Raw genomic sequence first — 19,237 nt, 5'->3', positions numbered from 1 at the left:
CCAATCGGTCGGCAAAGGAGGGGGCTGTTCAACCCTGGTTGGCGGCACGCCAAGCAAGATACTCGTCCTGCACGGCCTCGGTTAGGGGATAGTACTTGCGCAGGTCCCCGCCCTGCGACAGGCGCAGGCGTGCGAACTCCTCCCACTCGACGTGCTGGCTCGCGCCCTTAATCAGCTGCTCGGCCATGGCGACTGGCACCACCACTACGCCGTCGTCGTCGGCCACGATGATGTCGCCCGGCATGACGAGCGCCCCGCCGCAGGCGACCGGCACGTTGACGGCGAAGGGGATGAGGTTCGTCTGCGCATGGTAGTTCGGCGTCACGCCCTTCACCCAGATGCCGAGGTCGAGCGCGCGCGCCTTGGCTGAATCGCGGATGCAGCCGTCCACCACCACGCCCGACCCGCCGCGGCCCGCGAGGAAGGTCAGCATCATCTCGCCGAAGATGCCGCTCGCCATGTCGCCGCGGGCGTCAACCACCACCATGTCGCCGGCCTCCGCAGGATACAGAACGTGGCGATGGAGCTGGACCTCCGGGTTCTCGTACTCGTTCGAGCCGTAGAGATCCTCGCGCTTCGGCATCATCTGGAGCGTGAGCGCGGGGCCCGCCACCGAGCGACCGAGCTTCAACGGGCGCGGCCCGTGAATTTGCGCATCGCGGATGCCCATGAGGCTGAGCTCGCTGCTGCAGGTCGCCGTACCGATCGCGGCGAGCGCGTCGCACCAAGCGCGCGGTGGACGGATGATCGGCTGGATGTCGGATGGTGACTGCATGGAATGCACCTCGAAGGCAGGCCGAAAGAAAACGAGCGTCAGACCCAGCCGCCGTCGGCGACGTGGTTCTGCGCGGTGATGGCGCTGGCCTCCTCGGAGGCGGGAAACAGGACGAGGCGAGCGATGTCGTCGGGCACGAGCCGGCGCTTCAGTGCCTGGCGTTCCTCGCGCATGGCGTCGGCCTCGGGCGTCAGCCAGCGCGCGAGCTGGCGCTCGGTCATGATCCAGCCGGGCGAGACGGCGTTAACGCGCACGCCCGCCGGTCCGTAGTCGCGGGCGAGCGAGCGCACGAGGCCGAGCACGGCGGATTTCGACGCTGTGTAGAGCGCCATGCCGCCGAAGCCCGCCATCCAGGAGATCGAGCTCATGCAGACGATCGAGCCGCCGCCTGCCCGCTCCATGTCGGGCAGGACGGCCTGCGCGGCAAAGAACTGGTGGCGCAGATTCACCGCGATGCGGTCGTCAAAATAGTCCGGCGTGACGGTCGGGGTCGGGTGGCGCTCATCGTTGGCAGCGTTGTTGACAAGCACCGTGACGGGGCCGAGCGTGTCGCGGATCTCGCCGACCGCTCGCTGCAGCGCCGCGATGTCCCGAAGGTCGGCGGGCACGAAATGGAGCCGTCCACCGTCTGCCGAAAGCGCGGACGCCAGCCGCTCGCCGGCAACTGCATCGAGGTCGACGAAGCCGACACGCGCGCGTTGAGCCGCAAAGGCCCGCACGATGGCCTCGCCGATGCCCGATGCCCCGCCGGTGACGAGGACGGTGCGGTCGCGAAGGTCGGGATAGGTGGCGGGCATGACTAGGCGCGGCCTCCCTGTTCGAGGCGCCGGCCCGTCTCGGCGTCGAAAAGATGGAGGCGCTCGGGATCGAGCCGCACGGGCATCTGGTCGCCGGGCCGGGCTGTGATGCGCTCGCGGAACGTGCCGACGACCGGCTGACCGGCCAGGCGCAGCGTGACATGCGTGTCGGCGCCCGTCGGCTCGACCACCAGCACCTCGGCCGGCACCCCGCCGGGATCGAGTACGATATGCTCGGGCCGGGCGCCCAGGATCGCCGCCCCTCTATGGGCAGGAGAAGTGCCCGCGATCGGAATGCGCGTGCCGTCCTCGGCTGTCAGCGCGCCCTCACCGAGCCGCCCAGGCAGGAGGTTCATGGCGGGTGAGCCGATGAAGCCGGCGACGAAGAGGTTGGCCGGGCGCTCGTAGAGTTCGAGCGGCGTTCCGATCTGCTCGACGCGGCCGCCGTTCATGACCACGATGCGGTCGGCCATGGTCATGGCCTCGATCTGGTCGTGCGTGACGTAGACCGTGGTGGTGCGTAGGCGCTGGTGGTTCTGCTTGATCTCGGCCCGCATCTGGACGCGCAGCTTGGCGTCGAGGTTGGAGAGCGGCTCGTCGAACAGGAACACGGCGGGCGCCCGCACCATGGCCCGCCCCATGGCGACGCGCTGGCGCTGGCCGCCCGACAACTGGCGCGGCTGGCGGTCGAGGAGAGCGTCGAGGCTGAGCGTGCGCGCCGCCGTGCCGACGCGATCCTGGATCTCCTCGCGCGGCCGGCGGCCGAGCTTGAGCGAGAAACCCATGTTCTCGGCGACCGTCATGTGCGGGTAGAGCGCGTAAGACTGGAACACCATGGCGATGTCGCGCTCCTTGGGCGCCAGCGCGTTGACGACGCGCCCGTCGATCGCGATCTCGCCGCCCGAGATGGACTCCAGCCCGGCGAGCATGCGCAGGAGCGTCGACTTTCCGCAGCCCGAGGGGCCGACGAGCACGACGAACTCGCCGTCGGCGATCTCCACCGAGACCCCATGCAGCACCTCCAGCGCCCCGTAGCTCTTGCGGGCGTCGCGGATCGATACCGAACCCATGATGCGTTCCTCCCTTTCAGTCGTCCCAGCGGGGGGACTTCTCCGGATCGATGCGGCGCTGGCCTCGGTCTAGGCGCCGGATGGCATCGATCTCTTCGGGTTGGAGCTTGAGGTCGCGCGCCCTGAGGTTCGCCTCGAGGTTGGTGCGGCTGCCGGAGGCGGGGATCACGATGTGCCCTTCCGCCATCAGGAAGGCGAGCGCGACCGCCGCCGCGGTCACGCCGTGTCGATCCGCGATCTCGCGGATGGTCTCGTTCTCGCCGACGCTGCCCTTGGCGAGGGGCTGGTAGGCGGTCAGCGGCAGCTCGATCGAGCGCGCGAAGTCGCGCAATTGGGGCGACTGCAGGAACGGGTGGATCTCGACCTGATTGGTCGCCAGCGCATCGCCGCCGAGGAGGTCACGCACGCGCTTCAGATGCTCGATCGGAAAGTTCGAGACGCCGATCAGCCGTGTCTGGCCCGCCGCCTTCGCCTCGGCGAGCGCGGTCATGTAGTCCTCGAAGGGCACCTGGTCGCGTTCCGAGGGCCAGTGGATCAGGAGGAGGTCGACCCGGTCGAGCCCGAGCGTGTCGAGGCTGCGGCGGACGCTGGGAGCGAAGTCGGCGCGGGCCAGGTTCGTGTCGGCGACCTTGGTGGTGACGAAGACCTCGTCGCGCGACAGGCCCGAGCGGCGAACGGCCTCGCCGACATTCTCCTCGGTGCCGTAGCTCTGCGCCGTGTCGAGATGGCGGTAGCCGAGCTCCAGCGCCGCGAGAAGCGCGGCCAAGCCCTCCTTGCCGGTTCGCCCGAAGGTGCCGAGGCCGAGCGCGGGGATGGAAGGGGTCATGCGGGATCCTTTCGGCAGGCTGCGGCTCGTCATCCCTTGGTCGCCCCCGCCGTCATGCCGCCCACGAACAGGCGCTGCATGGACAGGAAGAGAAGGGCGATCGGGAGCGTCATGATGACCGAGGCCGCCATCACGGCGCCCCAGTCCGTGTTGAACTCGGTGGAGAATTCGGCGAGGCCGATGGGCAGCGTCTTCACCGAGGCGTCGGTGGCGAAGCACAGCGCGAAGATGAACTCGTTCCAGGTGGTCACGAAGGCGTAGACCAAGACCGACACGATGCCCGGCACCGAGAGCGGCAGGACGATGCGGAACAGGCAGCCGAGCCGGCTGGCGCCGTCGATGATCGCGGCCTCTTCCAGCTCCATGGGAATGGCGCGGAAGTAGCTCGTCAGCATCCAGACCGAGAGCGGCAGGGTCAGGATCATGTAGACGAGGATCAGGCCCCAGTAGGTGTTCACGAGGCCGAGCACGCGCAGCGTGATGAAGAGCGGCACGATGATCGCGGCGGTCGGCAGCAACTGCCCGATCAGAACGAAGGACTGGAGGAGAGGCTTGCCGCGAAAGTCGAAGCGCGCGAAGCCGTAGGAGGCGAAGATCGCGAGGATCAGGGCCAGACCCGTCGAGCCGATCGAGACGACGAGACTGTTCAGGAAGTAGCGCGGGATGTTCGATTCGAAGAGAACCTTGCGGTAGTTCTCAAGGCTCGGCACCTCCGGCCACCAGATGGGCGGCACGGTGTAGAGCTCGCGCAGCGTCTTGATCGACGACAGGCCCATCCACCAAAACGGGAACAGGCAGACAAGGACGAGCACGAGCGAGCCGAGCCAGATCAGGGGCAGCGGCAGACCGGGGCGCTTGGGGGCGGCGCTCGTGCTCATCGGGCCGCTCCCGCCGCGAGCAGGCGGATATAGGCGAAGACCACCAGGATCGCGACCGCGAAGAACATCACCGACAGGGCGGCGGCGGCGTTGAACTGCGTGCTCTCGAAGGCGGTGCGGAAGATTTGGATCGGGGTGATCAGCGTGCGGTTGGCGGGACCGCCGCGCGTGATGGCGTAGATGATGGTGATGTGGTTGAGCGCCCAGATCACGAGAAGCAGGGTGACGGCCACGATCACCGGGCGCACCTGGGGCAGCATCACGTACCAGACCTCCTCCCAGTAGCGCGCGCCGTCGATGCGCGCGGCCTCGTAGAGGTCGTTCGGGATGGACTGGAGCCCGGCCAGAACCATGATCGCGACGAAGGGAAACATCTTCCAGACGTTGATCGCGATCATCACCGGCAGAACGGTGTCGCCGTTGGTGAGCCAGCCGACGGGCTGAGCGATGAGGCCCGGCTCGGTCAGCATGTAGTTCACGATGCCGAACTCGGTATGCAGCATCCAGGCCCAGGTCGTGGCCGCGACGATGCCGGGCACGACCCAGGGGATCAGCGTGATCGAGCGCACCACCGCCCGGCCCCGGAAGCTCTGGTTGAGGAGGATCGCGGTCAGGACGCCAAGCACGACCTGGAAGACGATCGAGCCCGCCACCCACCAGAGCGTGTTGAGAAGCGCGGTGCCCGTGGCGCGCGCGCCGAGGATGCGGCGGAAGTTGTCGAGCCCGACGAAGGCGCCCCGGCTGTCGGTGACGCTGAGAAGGCCCGTATAGGCGACGGGATAGGCGATCAGCATCGCCAACACGAGAAGCGCCGGCAGGATGAAGAGATAGCCCGTGGACTGGGATTGCATGGCGGCACCGATCGTCGGTCGCATCACGGAAGGGGCACGGCGGCGCTCAAGCGGCCGCCGCGTGAGAGGCGAAGGGCAGGGGCCTACAGCAGGCCCTCGATCTCCTCGGCCGCCTCGTCCATCGCGGTCTGGGCGTCCTCGTCGCCGAGCAGGATGCGCTGGATGCCGTCGAAATAGGCCTGGCTGATCTGCACCCAGTTGCGCTGGTTGGGAACCGGGCGGCCGAAGGGCAGCATCTGCTTGTAGACCTGGAGGATCGGATCGCTGAAGCGCGGCAGATCCATCGCGCTGACGCGGGCGGGGAAGGTGTCGGTCAGGAAGCCCTGGTTGGCGGACTCCGACAGGAAGCCGACCAGCACCTTGGCCTCGTCGGGGTTCCTGGCGTCCTTCGGAACCACGAAGCTCCAGCCGCCGAGCACCGCCGCGGTGTCTTTGCCGGCCGGGTGGGGAACGGTCATGACGCCGATGTCGATGTTCGGGTTCTCGGTCTGAATCGACTTCACGTCGAACTGGCCGGCCTGGTACATCGAGACCTTCTCGGCGATGAACAGGCGGCGGTTGGCCGTGCCGTCATTCTCCAGCGTCGAGGCGGGCGAGAGCTTGTTCTTGTAGAAGTCCGTATAGAACTGGACCGCAGCCACCGTCTCCAGGCTGTTCACGAGAACCTTACTGCCGTCCTGCGAGAGGATGCCGCCGCCGTTCATCCACATGAAGGGCATGGAGCGGAAGATCGTGTTGCCGACCTCGCCGCCGCCCGTGATCGCGAAGCCCGAGCGCCCGTCGCGCGTGAGCGCCTTGGCGGCGGCCTGCAACTCCTCCCAGGTCTGCGGGGGCTTGGCCGGGTCGAGACCGGCCTCGGTGAAATGCTTCCGGTTGTAGAGCACCGCCAGCGACTCGATGCGGTAGGGCATACCCCAGAGCTTGTTGTCGTAGGTCACGTAGTCGAGGCTGGCCGGCACGTAGTCCGAGCGGTCCTTGAGCACGTCGTCGAGCGGCAGCACGAGGTCGTTCTGCGCGTAGCCGGTGACCCAGCCGTGCTGCACGTCGATGATGTCGGGCGCCGCGCCCGACTGGAGCGCGGTCAGAACGCGCTGCGGCAGACCGTCGGTAGTGGTGATCTGGAGATTGACGGTGATGCCGGGGTGGCTCTCTTGGAACTTCCCGACCAGCTCGCGGGCGCGCGCCTCGTTGAAGTTGGGGGTCCACCAGACGACCTCGCCTGCAAAGGCCGCGCCGCCGAGCGTCAGGGTGGAGAGGATGCCCGCCAGCCCGGCACGTATCAGGGATTTCCACATGCTTCCTCCCTTTGCGACGGTTTCGTCGCTGTTGCGGCGATGAGCCGATCGTCCGTCGATACCCGGCGCCGGCGATGCGCTGCCGGGACCGAGCCCGGCGCCTCGCGTCCGGCGGAGACGTAAACCCCGTCGCTTCTTCCGGCGACCTTGAGGTCCTGCTGTTAAGTTCAAATATGAACTTAAATAGTTCTATAATGCACTGTGACGTGGAGAGTATCGGCTTGTCAACGGTCAAGTCCCGAGCCGGTTCTTCAAGTCTCAGTGGCGGCGTCCCTCAGTGCGGCCGTCCTCGACGCTTTCCAGCACCCGGCCGCGGCAGACGGTCAGGACGTTGTGAAGGCTCGAGGAGCCGCGCCGCACGGCGCCCTCGCAGTCCACCAGATCGACGCCGCGCTCTTCCAGGCGGAACACCGCCAGATCGGCCTCGCCACCGACCTGGAGCCGCCCGAGGTCGGGGCGGCGGATGACGGCTGCCGGCGAGACGGTGGCAAGGCGCAGGACCTCGATCAGCGGGAGCCCGAGCGCGAGGAACTTCGCCATCACCTCCGGCAGGCTGCCGGCCGGGCCATCGATGTTGTGGGCATGGAGGTCGGAGCTGATGGCGTCGGGTAGGAGACCCTGGTCCATGGTGCGCTCGGCGATGCGGAACGAGAAGCTCGAGCCGCCATGACCCACATCCATGCGCACGCCGCGCGCCATGGCCTCGCGCACCGCTGGGCGCAAGCGGCCCGAGCCGTCGAGCACCGAGCCGCCCGCGCTGGCATTGTAGATGTGGGCGAGGATGTCGCCCTCGCGCAGGAAGGGCAGCACCTCGTCGATGGTCGGCGGCGCGGTGCCGACATGGATCATGAGGGGCACGCCGAGGCGGTCGGCCGCCTCGCGCGCCAGCGGCAGAACGACCGGACCGTTCGCGCCGCAGGCGTTGTTGCTGGCGCGCAGCTTCACGCCGTGGATCTCGGGTCCGAACGCCTCATGCACGCGATCGATCTCGCGCAGGTCCGCAAAGCGCCAGTCGTGCAGCTCGCCCACATCCATCGACAGGTGGCCGGCCGCGGTGAGGCCGATATAGGACAGGTTGATCATGGGAAGGATGCGGACTCGGCTGGGCCGAACGACGTGCCAGAGGAAGCCCTCCAGCGTCGCCGCACCGCTGCTGCCGCAGTCCACCTAGGTGGTGACGCCGGTGCGCGGCCCGATCTTGTCGGCGTTGACGCCGAGCTGCGTGCCGCCCCAGTAGGCGTGGGTGTGGAGGTCGACGAGGCCCGGCACGACCAGCGCGCCGGCAGCCTCGACCACGCGGACGTCGGCCCGTTCCTCCGCTGCGAGGTCGGGCGCGATGGCGGCGATCCTGCCGTCCCGCACCAGGATATCCGTCGCCGCGTCGAAGCCCGATGCCGGGTCGATCACGCGCCCACCGCGAACGAGAAGGGATGGTGTCATGCCGCCGCCTCCCGAACCCCATCGCCTAGAAGGTCTTGTCGCCGGTCGCCACGCCGGTCGTGTTCATCGAGCCGTCGAAGAGCGGCACGTTGGTCGCCTCGTATGGGAAGCGCGCGCAGGCCTCCTCGATCAGCTCGACGCCGAGCCCCGGCGCAGTCGGCGCCAGAAGGTGCCCGTCCTCGAAGCGCAGCGTTTCGCGCACCAGCTCGCGCCGCCACGGCACGTCCACCGACACGGTCTCGAAGACCAGCATGTTGGGGATCGCCACCGCGACGTGGAGCGTCATCGCGTTCATCACCGGGCCGACCGGATTGTGCGGCGCGACCGGGATGAGGTGGGTGTGGGCGTTGTGGGCGATGCGCTTGGTCTCGCCGAGCCCGCCGACATGCGAGACGTCGGGCTGGAGGATGTCGACCGCACGCTTGGCGAGCGCCTCCTGAAAGCGCGCGGGCTCGAAGAAGCGTTCGCCCGCTGCGATCGGCACGGGGCTGTGCGCGCGCACCTCGGCCAGCGCGTCGATGCTCTCAGGGGGCGTCGGCTCCTCGATCCAGGTGAGGTCGAAGGGGGCGAGCGCCCGGCACATCGCGATCGCGGTCGGCACGTCGAGCCGTCCGTGGACGTCGAGCATCAGGTCGATGTCGGCTCCGACCGCCGCGCGCACCGCTTCCACGATCGCGATCGTGGCGTGGCGCTGGCGCCGGTCCATCTGGAGGTCGGCCGTATCGAACGGGTCCCATTTCAGGGCGCGGTAGCCCATCGCGACCGCCGCCTTCGCCTTTTGGGCATGGTCCTCGGGCGTTACCGAGCCGAAGAACCAGTGGTTGGCGTAGCAGCTGACGCGCTCGCGATACTTGCCGCCGATGAGCTCGAAGACGGGCACGCCGAGCGCCTTGCCCTTGATGTCGAGAAGGGCTGCCTCGATGCCGCCGAGCGCGGTACGAAACACGGCGCCGGTGCGCCAGTAGCTGTCGCGGTGAAGCTGCTCCACGATCGCATCCACGGCGAAGGGGTCGCGCCCGACGAGGACGCGCTCCAGCTCCTCGATCGCGGCCACGACCGTGCGCGTCTTCCATTCCAGCGTCGCCTCGCCGACGCCTTCGATCCCGTCGTCGGTGTAGATCTTCACGAACACGAAGTTGGTTCGCGACACGTTGGCGACGAAGGTCTTCAGCCCCGTGATCTTCATGGCCGGTCTCCCATCGCCTCGTCCAGCATCTGGCGGTAGTCCGAGGCGGTCGCCGCACGCGGGTTGGTGGGATGGCTGTGGTCGGCCAGCGCCCGCTCCACCACCCAGCCGAACATGTCGCGCCTAACGCCCAGCGCCGACAGGCTGTGGGGAAGTCCGAGCGAACGGTTCAGCGCCTCGACCGCCGCAGCGAGATCGGCGTCCGCCGTCAGGCCCATGGCCTGCCGCAAGCGCACCATGCGCTCCGGCACGGCGGGCGCGTTGAAGCGCAGCACGGGAGGCAGAAGGAGGGCGTTCAGCGTACCGTGATGGAGGCGCGGCTCCGGCAGTCCGCCGAGCGCGTGGCTGAGTGCATGCACCGCGCCGAGACCCTTCTGGAACGACAGGCCGCCGTGCAGCGCGCCCAGCATCACCTCGCTGCGGGCCACGATGTCCCCGCCCTCAGCCACCGCGCGCGGCAGGTGCTGCCAAAGGCGCCCGGCGCCGTCCAGCGCGATCGCGTCGGCGACCGTGTTCAGGCGTGGCGACAGAAAGGTCTCGATACAGTGCGACAGGGCGTCGAGCCCCGTGGCGGCGGTGAGATTCGGAGGCAGGCCGAGCGTCAGCTCCGGGTCGCAGATCGCCCGGCGCGGGATGAGGCGAGGGCTGACGATACCGAGCTTGCGATGGTCCCCGAGCGTCAGGAGGGCGGCGCGGCCGACCTCAGCACCCGTTCCGGCCGTGGTCGGAATGGCGACGACGGGGGCGACCGTCCCGGTGATGCGCGCGCCGCCGCCGTAGATTGCCGCGAAGTCCGCGAGCCGCCCCTCGTGCGTCGCAAGAAGCGCCACGCCCTTGGCGAGATCGATCGGCGAGCCGCCGCCGAGCGCCACGATCCCGTCGCAGCCCGCCTGCCGGTAGACGGCGAGCGCGGCATCGACCGCACCCTCCGTCGGGTTGGCTGGCGTATCGAGAAAGAGGATCGTGCGGTCCGGCATCAGTGTCTGGATGCGGCCGAGAAGGCCGCTCGCCTCGAGGCCCCGGTCCGACACGAGGAGAGGGGCAATGATGCCGACTTCGCGAAGCGCTGCGGGCAGCGTGGCGACCTTGCCTGCGCCGAAGTCGACATCCGTCAGGTAGCTGATACGAGCCACGGCGCTCAGCCCTGCCGCAGGCGTGCGATGGCCTGTGCCTGCATCGACTTCTCCGCCATCTCCATCAGCTCGATCCGGTGGCCGTCGGGGTCCTCGATCCAGGCCTGCCAGTTGCCGTCGGCGCCCAGCACCTTCGGGCGGATCGGCTCGATGCCAGCCGCCTCCAGCTCGCGCAGCGCCCCGTCGATCGAGGGTACCTGGAGGCAGAGGTGGTTGTAGCCGATCGCCTCGCGCTCGGCCGCGCGCTCGCCGACGCCTTCCGGGAAGATTTCGAGGAATTGCTCGTCGGTGACGCGCAGGTAGACGAGCCACAGGCGCCCGTCGCGGTCGAGGCGGAGCATCTCCCGGAAGCCGAGGCCGCGCACGTAGAAGTCGAGGGTTCGGTCGATATCCTTGATGCGGACGGCGACATGGGCGATGGCCGAAACGGTCAGCATGAGGCGGTCCTCCCGGAGACGCTGGGCGCCTGTTTCGTCGTCATATTCAAATATGAACTTTTATAGTTCATTATTTGATGCTACGCTTTCCCGTCTTCCTGTCAACCGCCAAGAGGTTCGGCGCATGGATATGCCCGAGGAGGGCGGCGCAAGCCGCCACACCATCCCCGCCATCGACCGCATGATGGATCTCCTCGCCGCCCTGGAGCAGCGCGCCGAGGGGCTCTCGATCACCGACCTCACGGAGCGCCTCGGTCTGCCGCGCACCGGCGTCTACCGCATCCTCAACACTCTGCAGCGCCACGACATGGTCCGGCGCAACGAGGCGGGCGCCTACCTTCTCGGCCGCCGTCTCCTGACGCTTGCCGCCCATGTCGCCTCGCAGGCAAGCGAGATCGACCTGCAGGCCGCCGGCCAGCCCCATCTCGACCGCCTCGCCGCCGATCTCGGAGAGGGCGTGAAGCTGAGCGTCCTCGACGGCGAGGGCGTGCTGGTGCTCGCCACCGCTCAAGGAAGGCGTGAATACGCCCTCACGGTCGCGCCCGGCCAGCGCATGCCGATCCATGCGGGCGCGGCGAGCAAGATGCTGCTTGCCCATCTCGATCCTGACGATTTGGAGCGCTGGCTCGCGCGGCCGCTCGTCGCCTTCACCGGCCGCACCGTCACCGATCCGCGCCGCTTGAAGGCCGAGCTCACGCGCATTCGCCGCCTCGGCTGGGCCCAGGACAAGGGCGAGAACGCGCCCAGCATCCACGCCTTCGCCGCACCGGTCCAGGGTCCGGGCGGCGCGGTGGTCGCCGCCCTCAGCATCCCCTTCCTGGCAGGCACCGAGCCCGCGCGCATGGAGGCGATCCGCCTGGCCGCGATCGAGACTGCTGCCGCCGTTTCCCGCAACCTTCAGGACCCGCGAGCGAGTCGCGCCGCATGAAGATCACCGACCTCAAATGCGCCGTGATCGGCCGCAGTCCCGTGGTGCGCATCGTGACCGACGAGGGCCTGTCGGGCTATGCCCAGGCCGAGACGTGGAAGCCCTACCTGAAGCCGCATATCCTCGCGCTGCGCGAGGCGCTGGTCGGCGAGGATGCGACGCTGGTCGAGCGCACGATGCTGAAGGTCCGCCAGCGCGGCGGCTTCAAGCCTTGGGGCAGCGCCGTCAGCGTCGTCGAGATGGCGCTCTGGGACCTGGCGGGAAAGGCCGCCGGCCTGCCGGTGCATCGCATGCTCGGCGGCAAGGTGCGCGACCGCGTGCGCGTCTACAACGGCTCGGTCCGCTTCCCGCTGAACGGCCACCGGCCCGAGGACTATGCCGACGACCTCCAGCGCATGATGGCCTCCCCGGAGGGCTTCACCATCATCAAGCAGCCGATCGGGTTCCACTCGCCCATGAAGCGCGAGGTGCCGAACTTCACCTATGGCGAATTGGGGGCGGGCCCCTTCCACGGCGCCCTCGACCGGGGGCCGGTGACCGAGCGGGGGCTACGCCATCTCGTCGACTGCGTGGCTGCCATGAAGGAGGTTGCGGGCGATCAAGTGGGCCTCTCCCTTGACTGCGGGCCCGGCTGGATGCTGGGCGATGCGATCCGCCTTGTACGGATGCTGGAGCCCTACAATCTCCTCTGGGTCGAGGACCTCCTGTCTGGCGACTACACCCCTTGGGTGGATGCGAGCACCTATCGCGAACTGACGCGCACATCCACGACCCCGATCCATACGGGCGAGCAGATCTATCTCCGGCACAACTTCAAGGAACTGATCGAGACGAATGCCGTCCACGTCGTCGGGCCCGACCCCGCTGATGTCGGCGGCATCGCCGAGCTGAAGTGGATTTGCGAATATGCCGATCTCCACGGCATCACCATGGCTCCGCATGGTACCGCCAACGGATTGCTCGGCCTCGGTGCTCTGATTCAGGTCTCGGCGACGCTGCCGAACAACTTCATCGCTTTCGAGTACACGACCGGCGACCCGCCTTGGTGGAGCGAGATCGTCGAGGGCCTACCCAACCCGATCGTCGTGGACGGTATGATAGCGGTCGGGGACCGCCCTGGCATGGGCGTCGAACTCGTACCAGAGCGAGCACGGCGCTACCTCGGGGAGGAAGACGAGGGGTTCTTCGACTGATAGGTGTCCAAGTCACGAGTCAAGGATTGCCCCTTTTCTGATGCTGGAACAACAAAAACAATAGCTTACGCGCTGCTTTGCGAGGGTGTGTGTACCACCCCTATGGATCAGTGTTACGCCTTGAGCATATCCAGTTCTGCAACCCGTCGTATGGTCGATATTAGATTGGCGAGAAGGGTGGTTCGGGGAGCAAGACTGCTGATGAGAATGTGCTCATCGTGCGTATGCGCTCCCGCCCCGTCGGCACCTAGGCCATCCAAGGTGGGTATGCCGAGAGCTGCAGTGAAGTTGCCGTCTGACCCGCCCCCCGTCGCCATGCCTTCGAGATGGAAACCCAGCTCCTCCGCTATGCGGGCTGCGTGATCGAACAGGCGCAAGCTGGCCGAGCTGGTCGAGAACGGCGGACGGTTCAGGTTGGCGGAAACTTCGAAGTGGATGTCCGGGTTGCTCGGTTGCAAGGCGCGGATCCTGCCCAGGATTTCGTCCGCCGAAGTCGTGTCGGGCAGGCGTAGGTCGACCTGAAGCCTGCATTCGTCGGGCACTGTGTTGCGACCCGTGCCACCCTGGATCGTACCGACCGTGACCGTGACACCCCGCTCGGGATCGTTGAGGGCCTCGAGCTCCAAGACAAGGCGGGCGGCGGCGTGGATCGCCGAGCGTCCGTCGCCCGGCCGCACGCCAGCATGGGCGGCGCGGCCCCGGACTGTGATGTCGCACACGCCGACGCCCTTGCGTGCCGTCACGATCTTGCCGCCGTCGCGCGCTGGCTCCACCACGAGCGCGGCGATGGCGCCCTGCGCCAGTTCCTCGATAGCGGGACGCGAGCTCGGCGAGCCCACCTCCTCGTCGGGCACGATCAGGAGATCGACCGGATGGGAGAGGCCGCTGACCAGGCACAAGCGTAGCGCCTCAATCGCCATCGCGACACCGCTCTTCATGTCGTAGACGCCGGGACCGTAAAGCCGGTCGCCTTCCCGGCGCAGCGACAGCCGTTCGGCCAGCGTTCCCACTGCGTGGACGGTGTCGATATGCGCGAGAATCAGGACGCGTGGTGCGTCGTCGCCGGCCGGGCGGGGCGTTCGTAGGATGAGGATGTCGCCGAAGCCCATCGTGCCCGCGCGGCGCTCGACGTCAAGGCCGAGGCGTTCCGCATAGGCCTCAATGCGGTCGGCTAGGCGGTTCACCGCCTCGGCGTCCCGGCTGGGCGTCTCGATCTCCACAAGGGTGCACAACTCGTGCAGGAGCGCCGCCTCGTCGACCGCTCCCACTGCAACGGGCAAGATCATGGTGCAGTTCCGCCGCTGGATGGCACGAGGCGAATGAGTTGCTGCGTCGCCTCGTCCACGCGGGCGCGACTGTAGAGGAGCGGCACGAACGCCCCTTGCGACCAGAGCGGGGCGAGATCGGCGTAGTGGAGCGATTGCGAGTCGCCGGACTGGCCCGGCGCGTTGATACAGACCGAGGCATCCCATTCGCCGACATCCATGACGAGCCGCACCGAGGCGCCCGCGTTCACCACAAAGTCGTCGAGCCGGTAGGCGGCGTGCATGGGCGTCGAGCGGCTGCCGCCGAGCGGCAGGGGACCGACGTCCCAGGTGGTATCGGCGCGGGGCTTCACACCGCTTGCCTCGTGCTCGAAGACGGCACGGTGAAGCGTCCCCCAACACCAAGCGGACGGTTCGGAGCCGAGACGCTTCTCGCATTCCGACCAGGCATCGGCGAGGGTCGCAAGGAGAAGAGCGTCGCGCTCAAGGGGCGTCCAGAACGGCGCAGCATCTTCGAGCATCGACAGCATTCGGTCGAAGTCGCCCGGCAAGAGAAGCTTTCGCAAGGCGGGGTCGGGGGCGGCGCGCGCGAGGACGGCGGGCCGCAGGTGCTTCATCCACCAGACCTCGAACAGGGCGGCGGCGGCGCTGTCCGCGTCGAGATGGTGGTTCCAGCTGGAAAGGAGCGCGATCGCCCGGCTCGGCTCGCCGTCCGAGGTTCCGGCTCCCTTCAGAAGGCTGGTGAGGACCGCGGCGGGCCGCGAGTGCGTGTCGGTCTGGAGAGCCATGGAGGCTTCGAGCGTGTGGCTCGCGTCGCGCTCCAACACGCTCTCGATGCGGCGCGCTCGGCTCGCGTCGGCCCATTCGTGGCCGATCGTCGGCGCGTCCGTCGGTCGATCGGCGGGCAGGTTCATCTCGTTGGCGGAGCTGACGAAGCCACGCTCGGGGTTGAATGCGTGGGGAAGCTCCTCGGGAGCGAGGAACCCGTCCCATTCGTGCGTGCCGTCGCCCGGCACCGGCAAGAGGCCGTGCCAGTTGAGCCGACGTGGCGTGAAGCCGGCGGTGAACCAGCCGATGTCGCCGTTCGTGTCAGCCGCGACGTGGTTGACCGACGGGGTGCCCCAATGGTCGAGTGAGGCTGCGAAGGCCACTGTCGTGGCCTCGCGCATGTAGGATAGGCTGCCGAGATAAGCCGCCGAGCCCGGCAGGAGCCAAACGGTGCGCAGCGCCACCGCGCGCCGCCGGCCTGTGTCCTCGTGCAGCACGGGGCCGTGGCGGGTAAAGGAAAGGGTTAGGTGCTGGTCCTCGTGGCCGCGCACCGCGAAGCGCTCCTGCGTGCGCCGGATCGCCTCCCACCCGTCGCCGTAGCAGTAGAGGTCGGGGTCATTCTCCTTCGTCTCGTAGACGCAGACGTCCTCCTGGTCGGCCCCGAAGATCGTGAGGCCGAAGGCGAGCGAGGCGTTATGGCCGATCGAGATGCCCGGCGCGCTCGGTTCGCCCGCGCCGATCACGTCGAGGCCGGGCGCCTCGAGATGGACGAGGTAGCGCAGCGAGGGCACGGCATGAGCGCGGTGCGGGTCGCTCGCGAGGATCGGCCGGCCGCTCCGCGTGCGGGAGGGGTGAACGGCCCAATTGTTGGAGCCTTCCTCGGCGGCACGCCGTACGACTTCGCCGAGGTCAGTCACCTCGGTCCAGCGCCAAACGTCGTCAAGCGTGGCAGCCAAGCGCTCTCGCTCGAAGGTGACCGGCGCGGTCGCCAGCTTGAACAGGCGGATGCATTCGAGCGGTACGTCGGCGCTCGTGATGCCGTCCGCAAAGCGGGGCTCCACCGGCGGGTCGATCTCGAAGCGCATGAGGTCGGCCTCGGCGTCCGCCATCGCTAAGACGTTGGCGCGCAGGATCTCCGACACGCCGTTGCGGGTCAGCGCATGGGAGCGGATGCGCACGACATCGGCCGGCTCCCAGGGGAGGGGTTTCGTGTCGAACAGTGCAAATTCCGCGGCCAAGCGCTCGGGCTCGCGCTCGCACCGGGCGATAAAGGCGTTCACGCCGGCTGCGAACGCCGTGCAGATTTCCCGCGTATCGTCGGCATAGGCCCGCCATTCGGCGTCCATGTCGCCCCGATAAAGAAAGTGGCGGGCCGCGTGGTCCTGCGCTAGGTAGCCCGGACCGAAGTCGGCGGCCAGTAACCCAAGGCCCCGCTTGCGCCACAGGTCGATCTGCCAAAGCCGATCGCGTGCCGCGTTGAAGCCCTGCAGGAAAAAGAGATCGGCTTCGTTGCTGGCGCGGATATGGGGAATGCCCCAGCGATCGACGCGGATCTCGCCCTCCGCCGAGAGACCGGGAAGAGGGATGGTCTGCGTCGAGACGTCGGTCACGGAGCGGGTCCTAGGCATGGTGGCAGGCGACCAGCGCGCCATCGGGACGGGGCGTCAGCTCTGGACGCACGTTGACGCAGATTTCGGTCGCCAGCGGGCATCGGGTGCGGAAGGCGCAGCCGGATGGGATGTTGGCGGGGCTCGGCAGCTCGCCCGTCAGCACGAAGCGTTGCTTGGCGCGCTGCACCACCGGGTCGGCCTCCGGTACGGCCGACATGAGCGCACGCGTATAGGGGTGCTTGGGCGAGGCGAAGAACGTGTCGCGCTCCGCTATCTCGACGAAGCGCCCGAGATACATGACCACCACGCGGTCGCAAATATGCCGGACGACGCCGAGGTCGTGCGACACGAAGAGGTAGGAAACGCCGGTCCGCTCTTGAAGCGCGGTCAGGAGGTTGAGGATCTGGGCACGCACCGAGACGTCGAGCGCCGAGACCGGCTCGTCGCAGATCACGAGATCGGGTTCGAGGGCCAGTGCCCGAGCGATCACCACGCGCTGGCGCTGGCCGCCCGAGAACTGATGGGGATAGCGGTCGGCATGGTCGGGCCGCAGGCCGACCTGGGAGAGGAGCGCGCCGACGCGCTCCTTGAGCGTTCGGCCCTTGGCGATCCCGCGCACGCGCAGCGGCTCGCCGACCGTCGCGCCGATCGTGGAGCGCGGATCGAGCGAGAGCGCCGGGTCCTGGAAGATCATCTGGACATGGCGGCGGATGGCGTGAAGCTTCCGCGGGCTCGCGCCGATCACCTCCTCGCCGCCGACGCGGATCGTGCCCGACTGCGCGGGCTGGAGACCGACGATGGCGTTGGAAAGCGTCGACTTCCCGCAGCCGGACTCGCCGACCAGTGCTACGGTTTCGCGTTTGCGGATCGTAAGATCCACCCCGTTCACCGCCCGCACCACCGGCGTCGAGGCGCCGAGAAGCGATCCGCGCCCGCCGAAATAAACGGCGACGTCCCGCATCTCCAGAACGTTGGCGACAGCGCTCATGCGGCGATCCTTCCAAGCTCGGAAACGCGGTCGGCGTGCCAGCAGGCGGAGCGATGGCGGCCGCCGCGCTCGAAGAGCGGCGGCTGCTCCCTTCGGCATTGCTCGCTCGCGAGCGGGCAGCGGTCGACGAAGCGGCAGCCGGGGCCGAACTCCTGCGGGGCGGGGACCATGCCCTCGATCGTGGCGAGGTCAACCTTGGGCGGGTGTCCGGGCTTGGGAACGCTGGCGAGAAGCAGCGCCGTATAAGGGTGCTGGGGCCGGGCGAAGAGCTCTTCGACGGGCGCGATCTCGGCCACGCGCCCCGCATACATGACCGCGACGTCGTCGGCGATGTCGGCCACGACGCCCATGTCGTGCGTGATGATGACGACCGCCGTACCGCGCTCGGCGACGAGCCGCTTCATCAGGTCTAGGATCTGGGCCTGGATCGTCACGTCGAGCGCGGTGGTGGGCTCGTCGGCGACCAGCACGCGCGGGGCGCAGATCAGCGCAATCGAGATCATGATGCGCTGGCACATGCCGCCCGACAGCTCGAACGGATACTGGTGGAGCCGGCGGTCCGGATCGGGAATGCCGACGTCGGCGAGCATGGCGCGTGCTGCCGTGAGCGCCTCCCTCATCGAAACCTTGTGATGGGCGCGGTAGGCCTCGGCGATCTGGGCGCCCACCGTGCTGAGCGGATCCAGCGAGGCGCTGGGCTCCTGGAAGATGATCGAGATGTCGCGACCGCGGACCCGACGGAACTGGCGCTCGCTCAAGGCCGAGAGGTCGGTGTCGGCAAGCTGGATGCGACCTGCCGTTCGGCGTGCGGCGGGCGGCAGGAGGCCGAGCATGGCATAGGAGGTCAGCGACTTGCCGCAGCCGGACTCGCCCACCAGCGCCAGCACGCGGCCCGCATCCACGGCGAAGGACACACCGTCCACGACATGGGCGCCGTCGATCTCGATGGTCAGGTCCTCGACCCGAAGAAGCGCGCCGGTCGGCACTGCTGCGCTCGCGCTCATCAGCCCGCCGCCGCGGCCGGCTCGGGCCGGCGATAGGTGCCGATCGAGTTGCCGCCGTCGACGCTGATGACGGCACCCGTCACGAAGCCGGCCTGCTCCGAGCAGAGGTAGGCGATGGCGGAGGCGGCGTCCTCTGGGCCGCTGGCGCGGCCGAGCGGGATGTTGGCGAGCATGTTGGCGACATAGGCGTCGCTCAAGGCTGAGACCTCGCTGCCCGGCGCGAATCCCGGCTCCACGACGTTCACGCGGATGCCGTGATGGGCGAGCTCCAGGGCGAAGCCTTTGGACAGGCGCTCCAGCGCTGTCTTGGATGTGCAGTAGGTGACCGAGCCCTGGTTCATCTTGCGCGCCGCGCCCGACGAGATGTTGACAATCGAGCCCTGCCGCCGTTGAGCGATCATGAGTTTGGACATCTCGCGCGACAGGACGAAGGGCGCGCGAAGGTTGATGCTGAAGACTCGATCGAAGTCCGCGAACTCCATGTCCAGGAGGTCGTAGCGCGTGTAGATGCCCGCGTTGTTGACCAGGATGTCGGGCGCGCCCCAGCTCTCCCGCACGAGGTCGACCAGCGAGAGCATGGACTCGTCGTCGGTCAACTCGGTGGCGTGGAGGAGCGTGATGCCCGGATCGAGCCCGAGGTCGGCGGCCCGCTTCTCGAGCCCGTCCATGCGGTTGTCGCTAAGACAGAGCTTCGCGCCGCGCTTGGCGAAGTAGCTTGCGATCCAGCCGCCGAAGATACCGGCTGCGCCGGTCACGACCATCGTCCTGTTCTGGAACTCCATAGGAGGCATCC

Annotated in this window: 19 protein-coding genes; 2 read left to right on the top strand and 17 right to left on the bottom strand. The window is 68.1% G+C overall.

Annotation, left to right across the window (positions count from 1 at the left end; translation table 11 throughout):
* Positions 1 to 28 precede the first annotated feature (28 nt).
* From M673_RS00915 to M673_RS00860, 12 genes are all read right to left on the bottom strand, one after another.
* Positions 29 to 775: a dimethylmenaquinone methyltransferase gene (locus M673_RS00915; RefSeq protein WP_061972894.1), complete on the bottom strand. Its 747-nt coding sequence runs from the start codon at positions 773 to 775 to the stop codon at positions 29 to 31.
* Positions 776 to 813: 38 nt separating this feature from the next.
* Positions 814 to 1,572 carry an SDR family NAD(P)-dependent oxidoreductase gene (locus M673_RS00910; protein WP_061972892.1) on the bottom strand — a complete coding sequence of 253 codons (759 nt, stop codon included), beginning with the start codon at positions 1,570 to 1,572 and terminating at the stop codon, positions 814 to 816.
* Positions 1,573 to 1,574: 2 nt separating this feature from the next.
* Entirely contained in the window at positions 1,575 to 2,642 is a 1,068-nt protein-coding gene (locus M673_RS00905; RefSeq protein WP_061972891.1) for an ABC transporter ATP-binding protein, read from the bottom strand.
* A gap of 16 nt (positions 2,643 to 2,658) precedes the next feature.
* Positions 2,659 to 3,468, bottom strand: a complete 810-nt coding sequence (locus tag M673_RS00900; protein ID WP_061972889.1) for an aldo/keto reductase — start codon at positions 3,466 to 3,468, stop codon at positions 2,659 to 2,661.
* A gap of 29 nt (positions 3,469 to 3,497) precedes the next feature.
* Positions 3,498 to 4,346: a carbohydrate ABC transporter permease gene (locus tag M673_RS00895; RefSeq protein ID WP_061972887.1), complete on the bottom strand. Its 849-nt coding sequence runs from the start codon at positions 4,344 to 4,346 to the stop codon at positions 3,498 to 3,500.
* Complete coding sequence (locus tag M673_RS00890) at positions 4,343 to 5,197, bottom strand: carbohydrate ABC transporter permease (protein ID WP_061972886.1); 855 nt, start codon at positions 5,195 to 5,197, stop codon at positions 4,343 to 4,345. Before M673_RS00890 ends, M673_RS00895 begins: the two co-directional genes overlap by 4 nt.
* A gap of 83 nt (positions 5,198 to 5,280) precedes the next feature.
* A complete protein-coding gene (locus tag M673_RS00885; RefSeq protein ID WP_061972884.1) occupies positions 5,281 to 6,492 on the bottom strand; it encodes an ABC transporter substrate-binding protein in 1,212 nt (403 codons plus the stop codon).
* Positions 6,493 to 6,750: 258 nt separating this feature from the next.
* Positions 6,751 to 7,575 (bottom strand): amidohydrolase family protein, encoded by an 825-nt coding sequence (locus M673_RS00880; RefSeq protein WP_148639938.1) that lies wholly within the window; start codon positions 7,573 to 7,575, stop codon positions 6,751 to 6,753.
* Between the two features lie 84 nt (positions 7,576 to 7,659).
* On the bottom strand, positions 7,660 to 7,932 hold the full coding sequence (locus tag M673_RS00875) for a hypothetical protein (RefSeq protein WP_061972881.1): 273 nt from the start codon (positions 7,930 to 7,932) through the stop codon (positions 7,660 to 7,662).
* Positions 7,933 to 7,957: 25 nt separating this feature from the next.
* Positions 7,958 to 9,118 carry a mandelate racemase/muconate lactonizing enzyme family protein gene (locus tag M673_RS00870; protein WP_061972880.1) on the bottom strand — a complete coding sequence of 387 codons (1,161 nt, stop codon included), beginning with the start codon at positions 9,116 to 9,118 and terminating at the stop codon, positions 7,958 to 7,960.
* The gene (locus M673_RS00865; protein WP_061972878.1) at positions 9,115 to 10,251 is read right to left on the bottom strand and encodes an iron-containing alcohol dehydrogenase; all 1,137 of its coding nucleotides are present in this window, start codon (positions 10,249 to 10,251) and stop codon (positions 9,115 to 9,117) included. The genes M673_RS00870 and M673_RS00865 overlap by 4 nt, the downstream gene beginning before the upstream one ends.
* Positions 10,252 to 10,256: 5 nt before the next feature.
* A complete protein-coding gene (locus M673_RS00860) occupies positions 10,257 to 10,688 on the bottom strand; it encodes a VOC family protein (protein ID WP_061972876.1) in 432 nt (143 codons plus the stop codon).
* A 124-nt stretch (positions 10,689 to 10,812) separates the two neighbouring features.
* Between M673_RS00860 and M673_RS00855 the strand changes: the two genes are divergently transcribed.
* Positions 10,813 to 11,616, top strand: coding sequence for an IclR family transcriptional regulator (locus M673_RS00855; RefSeq protein ID WP_061972875.1), 804 nt, complete (start codon positions 10,813 to 10,815; stop codon positions 11,614 to 11,616).
* Positions 11,613 to 12,809 carry a mandelate racemase/muconate lactonizing enzyme family protein gene (locus tag M673_RS00850; protein WP_061972873.1) on the top strand — a complete coding sequence of 399 codons (1,197 nt, stop codon included), beginning with the start codon at positions 11,613 to 11,615 and terminating at the stop codon, positions 12,807 to 12,809. Before M673_RS00855 ends, M673_RS00850 begins: the two co-directional genes overlap by 4 nt.
* Positions 12,810 to 12,922: 113 nt before the next feature.
* Here M673_RS00850 and M673_RS00845 read toward each other — a convergent pair whose 3' ends face one another.
* From M673_RS00845 to M673_RS00825, 5 genes are read right to left on the bottom strand one after another with little or no spacing between them, the layout of a single operon-like run.
* Positions 12,923 to 14,095: a M20 family metallopeptidase gene (locus M673_RS00845; protein WP_061972870.1), complete on the bottom strand. Its 1,173-nt coding sequence runs from the start codon at positions 14,093 to 14,095 to the stop codon at positions 12,923 to 12,925.
* Complete coding sequence (locus tag M673_RS00840) at positions 14,092 to 16,452, bottom strand: penicillin acylase family protein (RefSeq protein ID WP_244493196.1); 2,361 nt, start codon at positions 16,450 to 16,452, stop codon at positions 14,092 to 14,094. The genes M673_RS00845 and M673_RS00840 overlap by 4 nt, the downstream gene beginning before the upstream one ends.
* A 10-nt stretch (positions 16,453 to 16,462) precedes the next feature.
* On the bottom strand, positions 16,463 to 17,440 hold the full coding sequence (locus M673_RS00835) for an ABC transporter ATP-binding protein (RefSeq protein WP_061972868.1): 978 nt from the start codon (positions 17,438 to 17,440) through the stop codon (positions 16,463 to 16,465).
* The gene (locus M673_RS00830) at positions 17,437 to 18,444 is read right to left on the bottom strand and encodes an ABC transporter ATP-binding protein (RefSeq protein WP_061972866.1); all 1,008 of its coding nucleotides are present in this window, start codon (positions 18,442 to 18,444) and stop codon (positions 17,437 to 17,439) included. The genes M673_RS00835 and M673_RS00830 overlap by 4 nt, the downstream gene beginning before the upstream one ends.
* Positions 18,444 to 19,226, bottom strand: a complete 783-nt coding sequence (locus tag M673_RS00825; RefSeq protein ID WP_148639937.1) for an SDR family NAD(P)-dependent oxidoreductase — start codon at positions 19,224 to 19,226, stop codon at positions 18,444 to 18,446. Before M673_RS00825 ends, M673_RS00830 begins: the two co-directional genes overlap by 1 nt.
* Between the last annotated feature and the right edge of the window lie 11 nt (positions 19,227 to 19,237).

The organism is Aureimonas sp. AU20 (genome assembly GCF_001442755.1).
In the GTDB taxonomy this organism is placed as follows: Bacteria; Pseudomonadota; Alphaproteobacteria; order Rhizobiales; family Rhizobiaceae; genus Aureimonas.
Note: the sequence above shows the minus strand (reverse complement) of the source record. Positions and strands in the feature narration are given on the sequence as shown.

Bases quoted from the DNA above. Each gene is read 5' to 3' on its own strand.
- M673_RS00860 (WP_061972876.1), bottom strand. From the start codon at position 10,688: ATGCTGACCGTTTCGGCCATCGCCCATGTCGCCGTCCGCATCAAGGAT.
- M673_RS00875 (WP_061972881.1), bottom strand. From the start codon at position 7,932: ATGACACCATCCCTTCTCGTTCGCGGTGGGCGCGTGATCGACCCGGCA.
- M673_RS00845 (WP_061972870.1), bottom strand. From the start codon at position 14,095: ATGATCTTGCCCGTTGCAGTGGGAGCGGTCGACGAGGCGGCGCTCCTG.
- M673_RS00900 (WP_061972889.1), bottom strand. From the start codon at position 3,468: ATGACCCCTTCCATCCCCGCGCTCGGCCTCGGCACCTTCGGGCGAACC.
- M673_RS00905 (WP_061972891.1), bottom strand. From the start codon at position 2,642: ATGGGTTCGGTATCGATCCGCGACGCCCGCAAGAGCTACGGGGCGCTG.
- M673_RS00885 (WP_061972884.1), bottom strand. From the start codon at position 6,492: ATGTGGAAATCCCTGATACGTGCCGGGCTGGCGGGCATCCTCTCCACC.
- M673_RS00835 (WP_061972868.1), bottom strand. From the start codon at position 17,440: ATGAGCGCTGTCGCCAACGTTCTGGAGATGCGGGACGTCGCCGTTTAT.
- M673_RS00830 (WP_061972866.1), bottom strand. From the start codon at position 18,444: ATGAGCGCGAGCGCAGCAGTGCCGACCGGCGCGCTTCTTCGGGTCGAG.
- M673_RS00825 (WP_148639937.1), bottom strand. From the start codon at position 19,226: ATGGAGTTCCAGAACAGGACGATGGTCGTGACCGGCGCAGCCGGTATC.
- M673_RS00915 (WP_061972894.1), bottom strand. From the start codon at position 775: ATGCAGTCACCATCCGACATCCAGCCGATCATCCGTCCACCGCGCGCT.
- M673_RS00880 (WP_148639938.1), bottom strand. From the start codon at position 7,575: ATGATCAACCTGTCCTATATCGGCCTCACCGCGGCCGGCCACCTGTCG.
- M673_RS00910 (WP_061972892.1), bottom strand. From the start codon at position 1,572: ATGCCCGCCACCTATCCCGACCTTCGCGACCGCACCGTCCTCGTCACC.
- M673_RS00855 (WP_061972875.1), top strand. From the start codon at position 10,813: ATGGATATGCCCGAGGAGGGCGGCGCAAGCCGCCACACCATCCCCGCC.
- M673_RS00890 (WP_061972886.1), bottom strand. From the start codon at position 5,197: ATGCAATCCCAGTCCACGGGCTATCTCTTCATCCTGCCGGCGCTTCTC.
- M673_RS00870 (WP_061972880.1), bottom strand. From the start codon at position 9,118: ATGAAGATCACGGGGCTGAAGACCTTCGTCGCCAACGTGTCGCGAACC.
- M673_RS00850 (WP_061972873.1), top strand. From the start codon at position 11,613: ATGAAGATCACCGACCTCAAATGCGCCGTGATCGGCCGCAGTCCCGTG.
- M673_RS00895 (WP_061972887.1), bottom strand. From the start codon at position 4,346: ATGAGCACGAGCGCCGCCCCCAAGCGCCCCGGTCTGCCGCTGCCCCTG.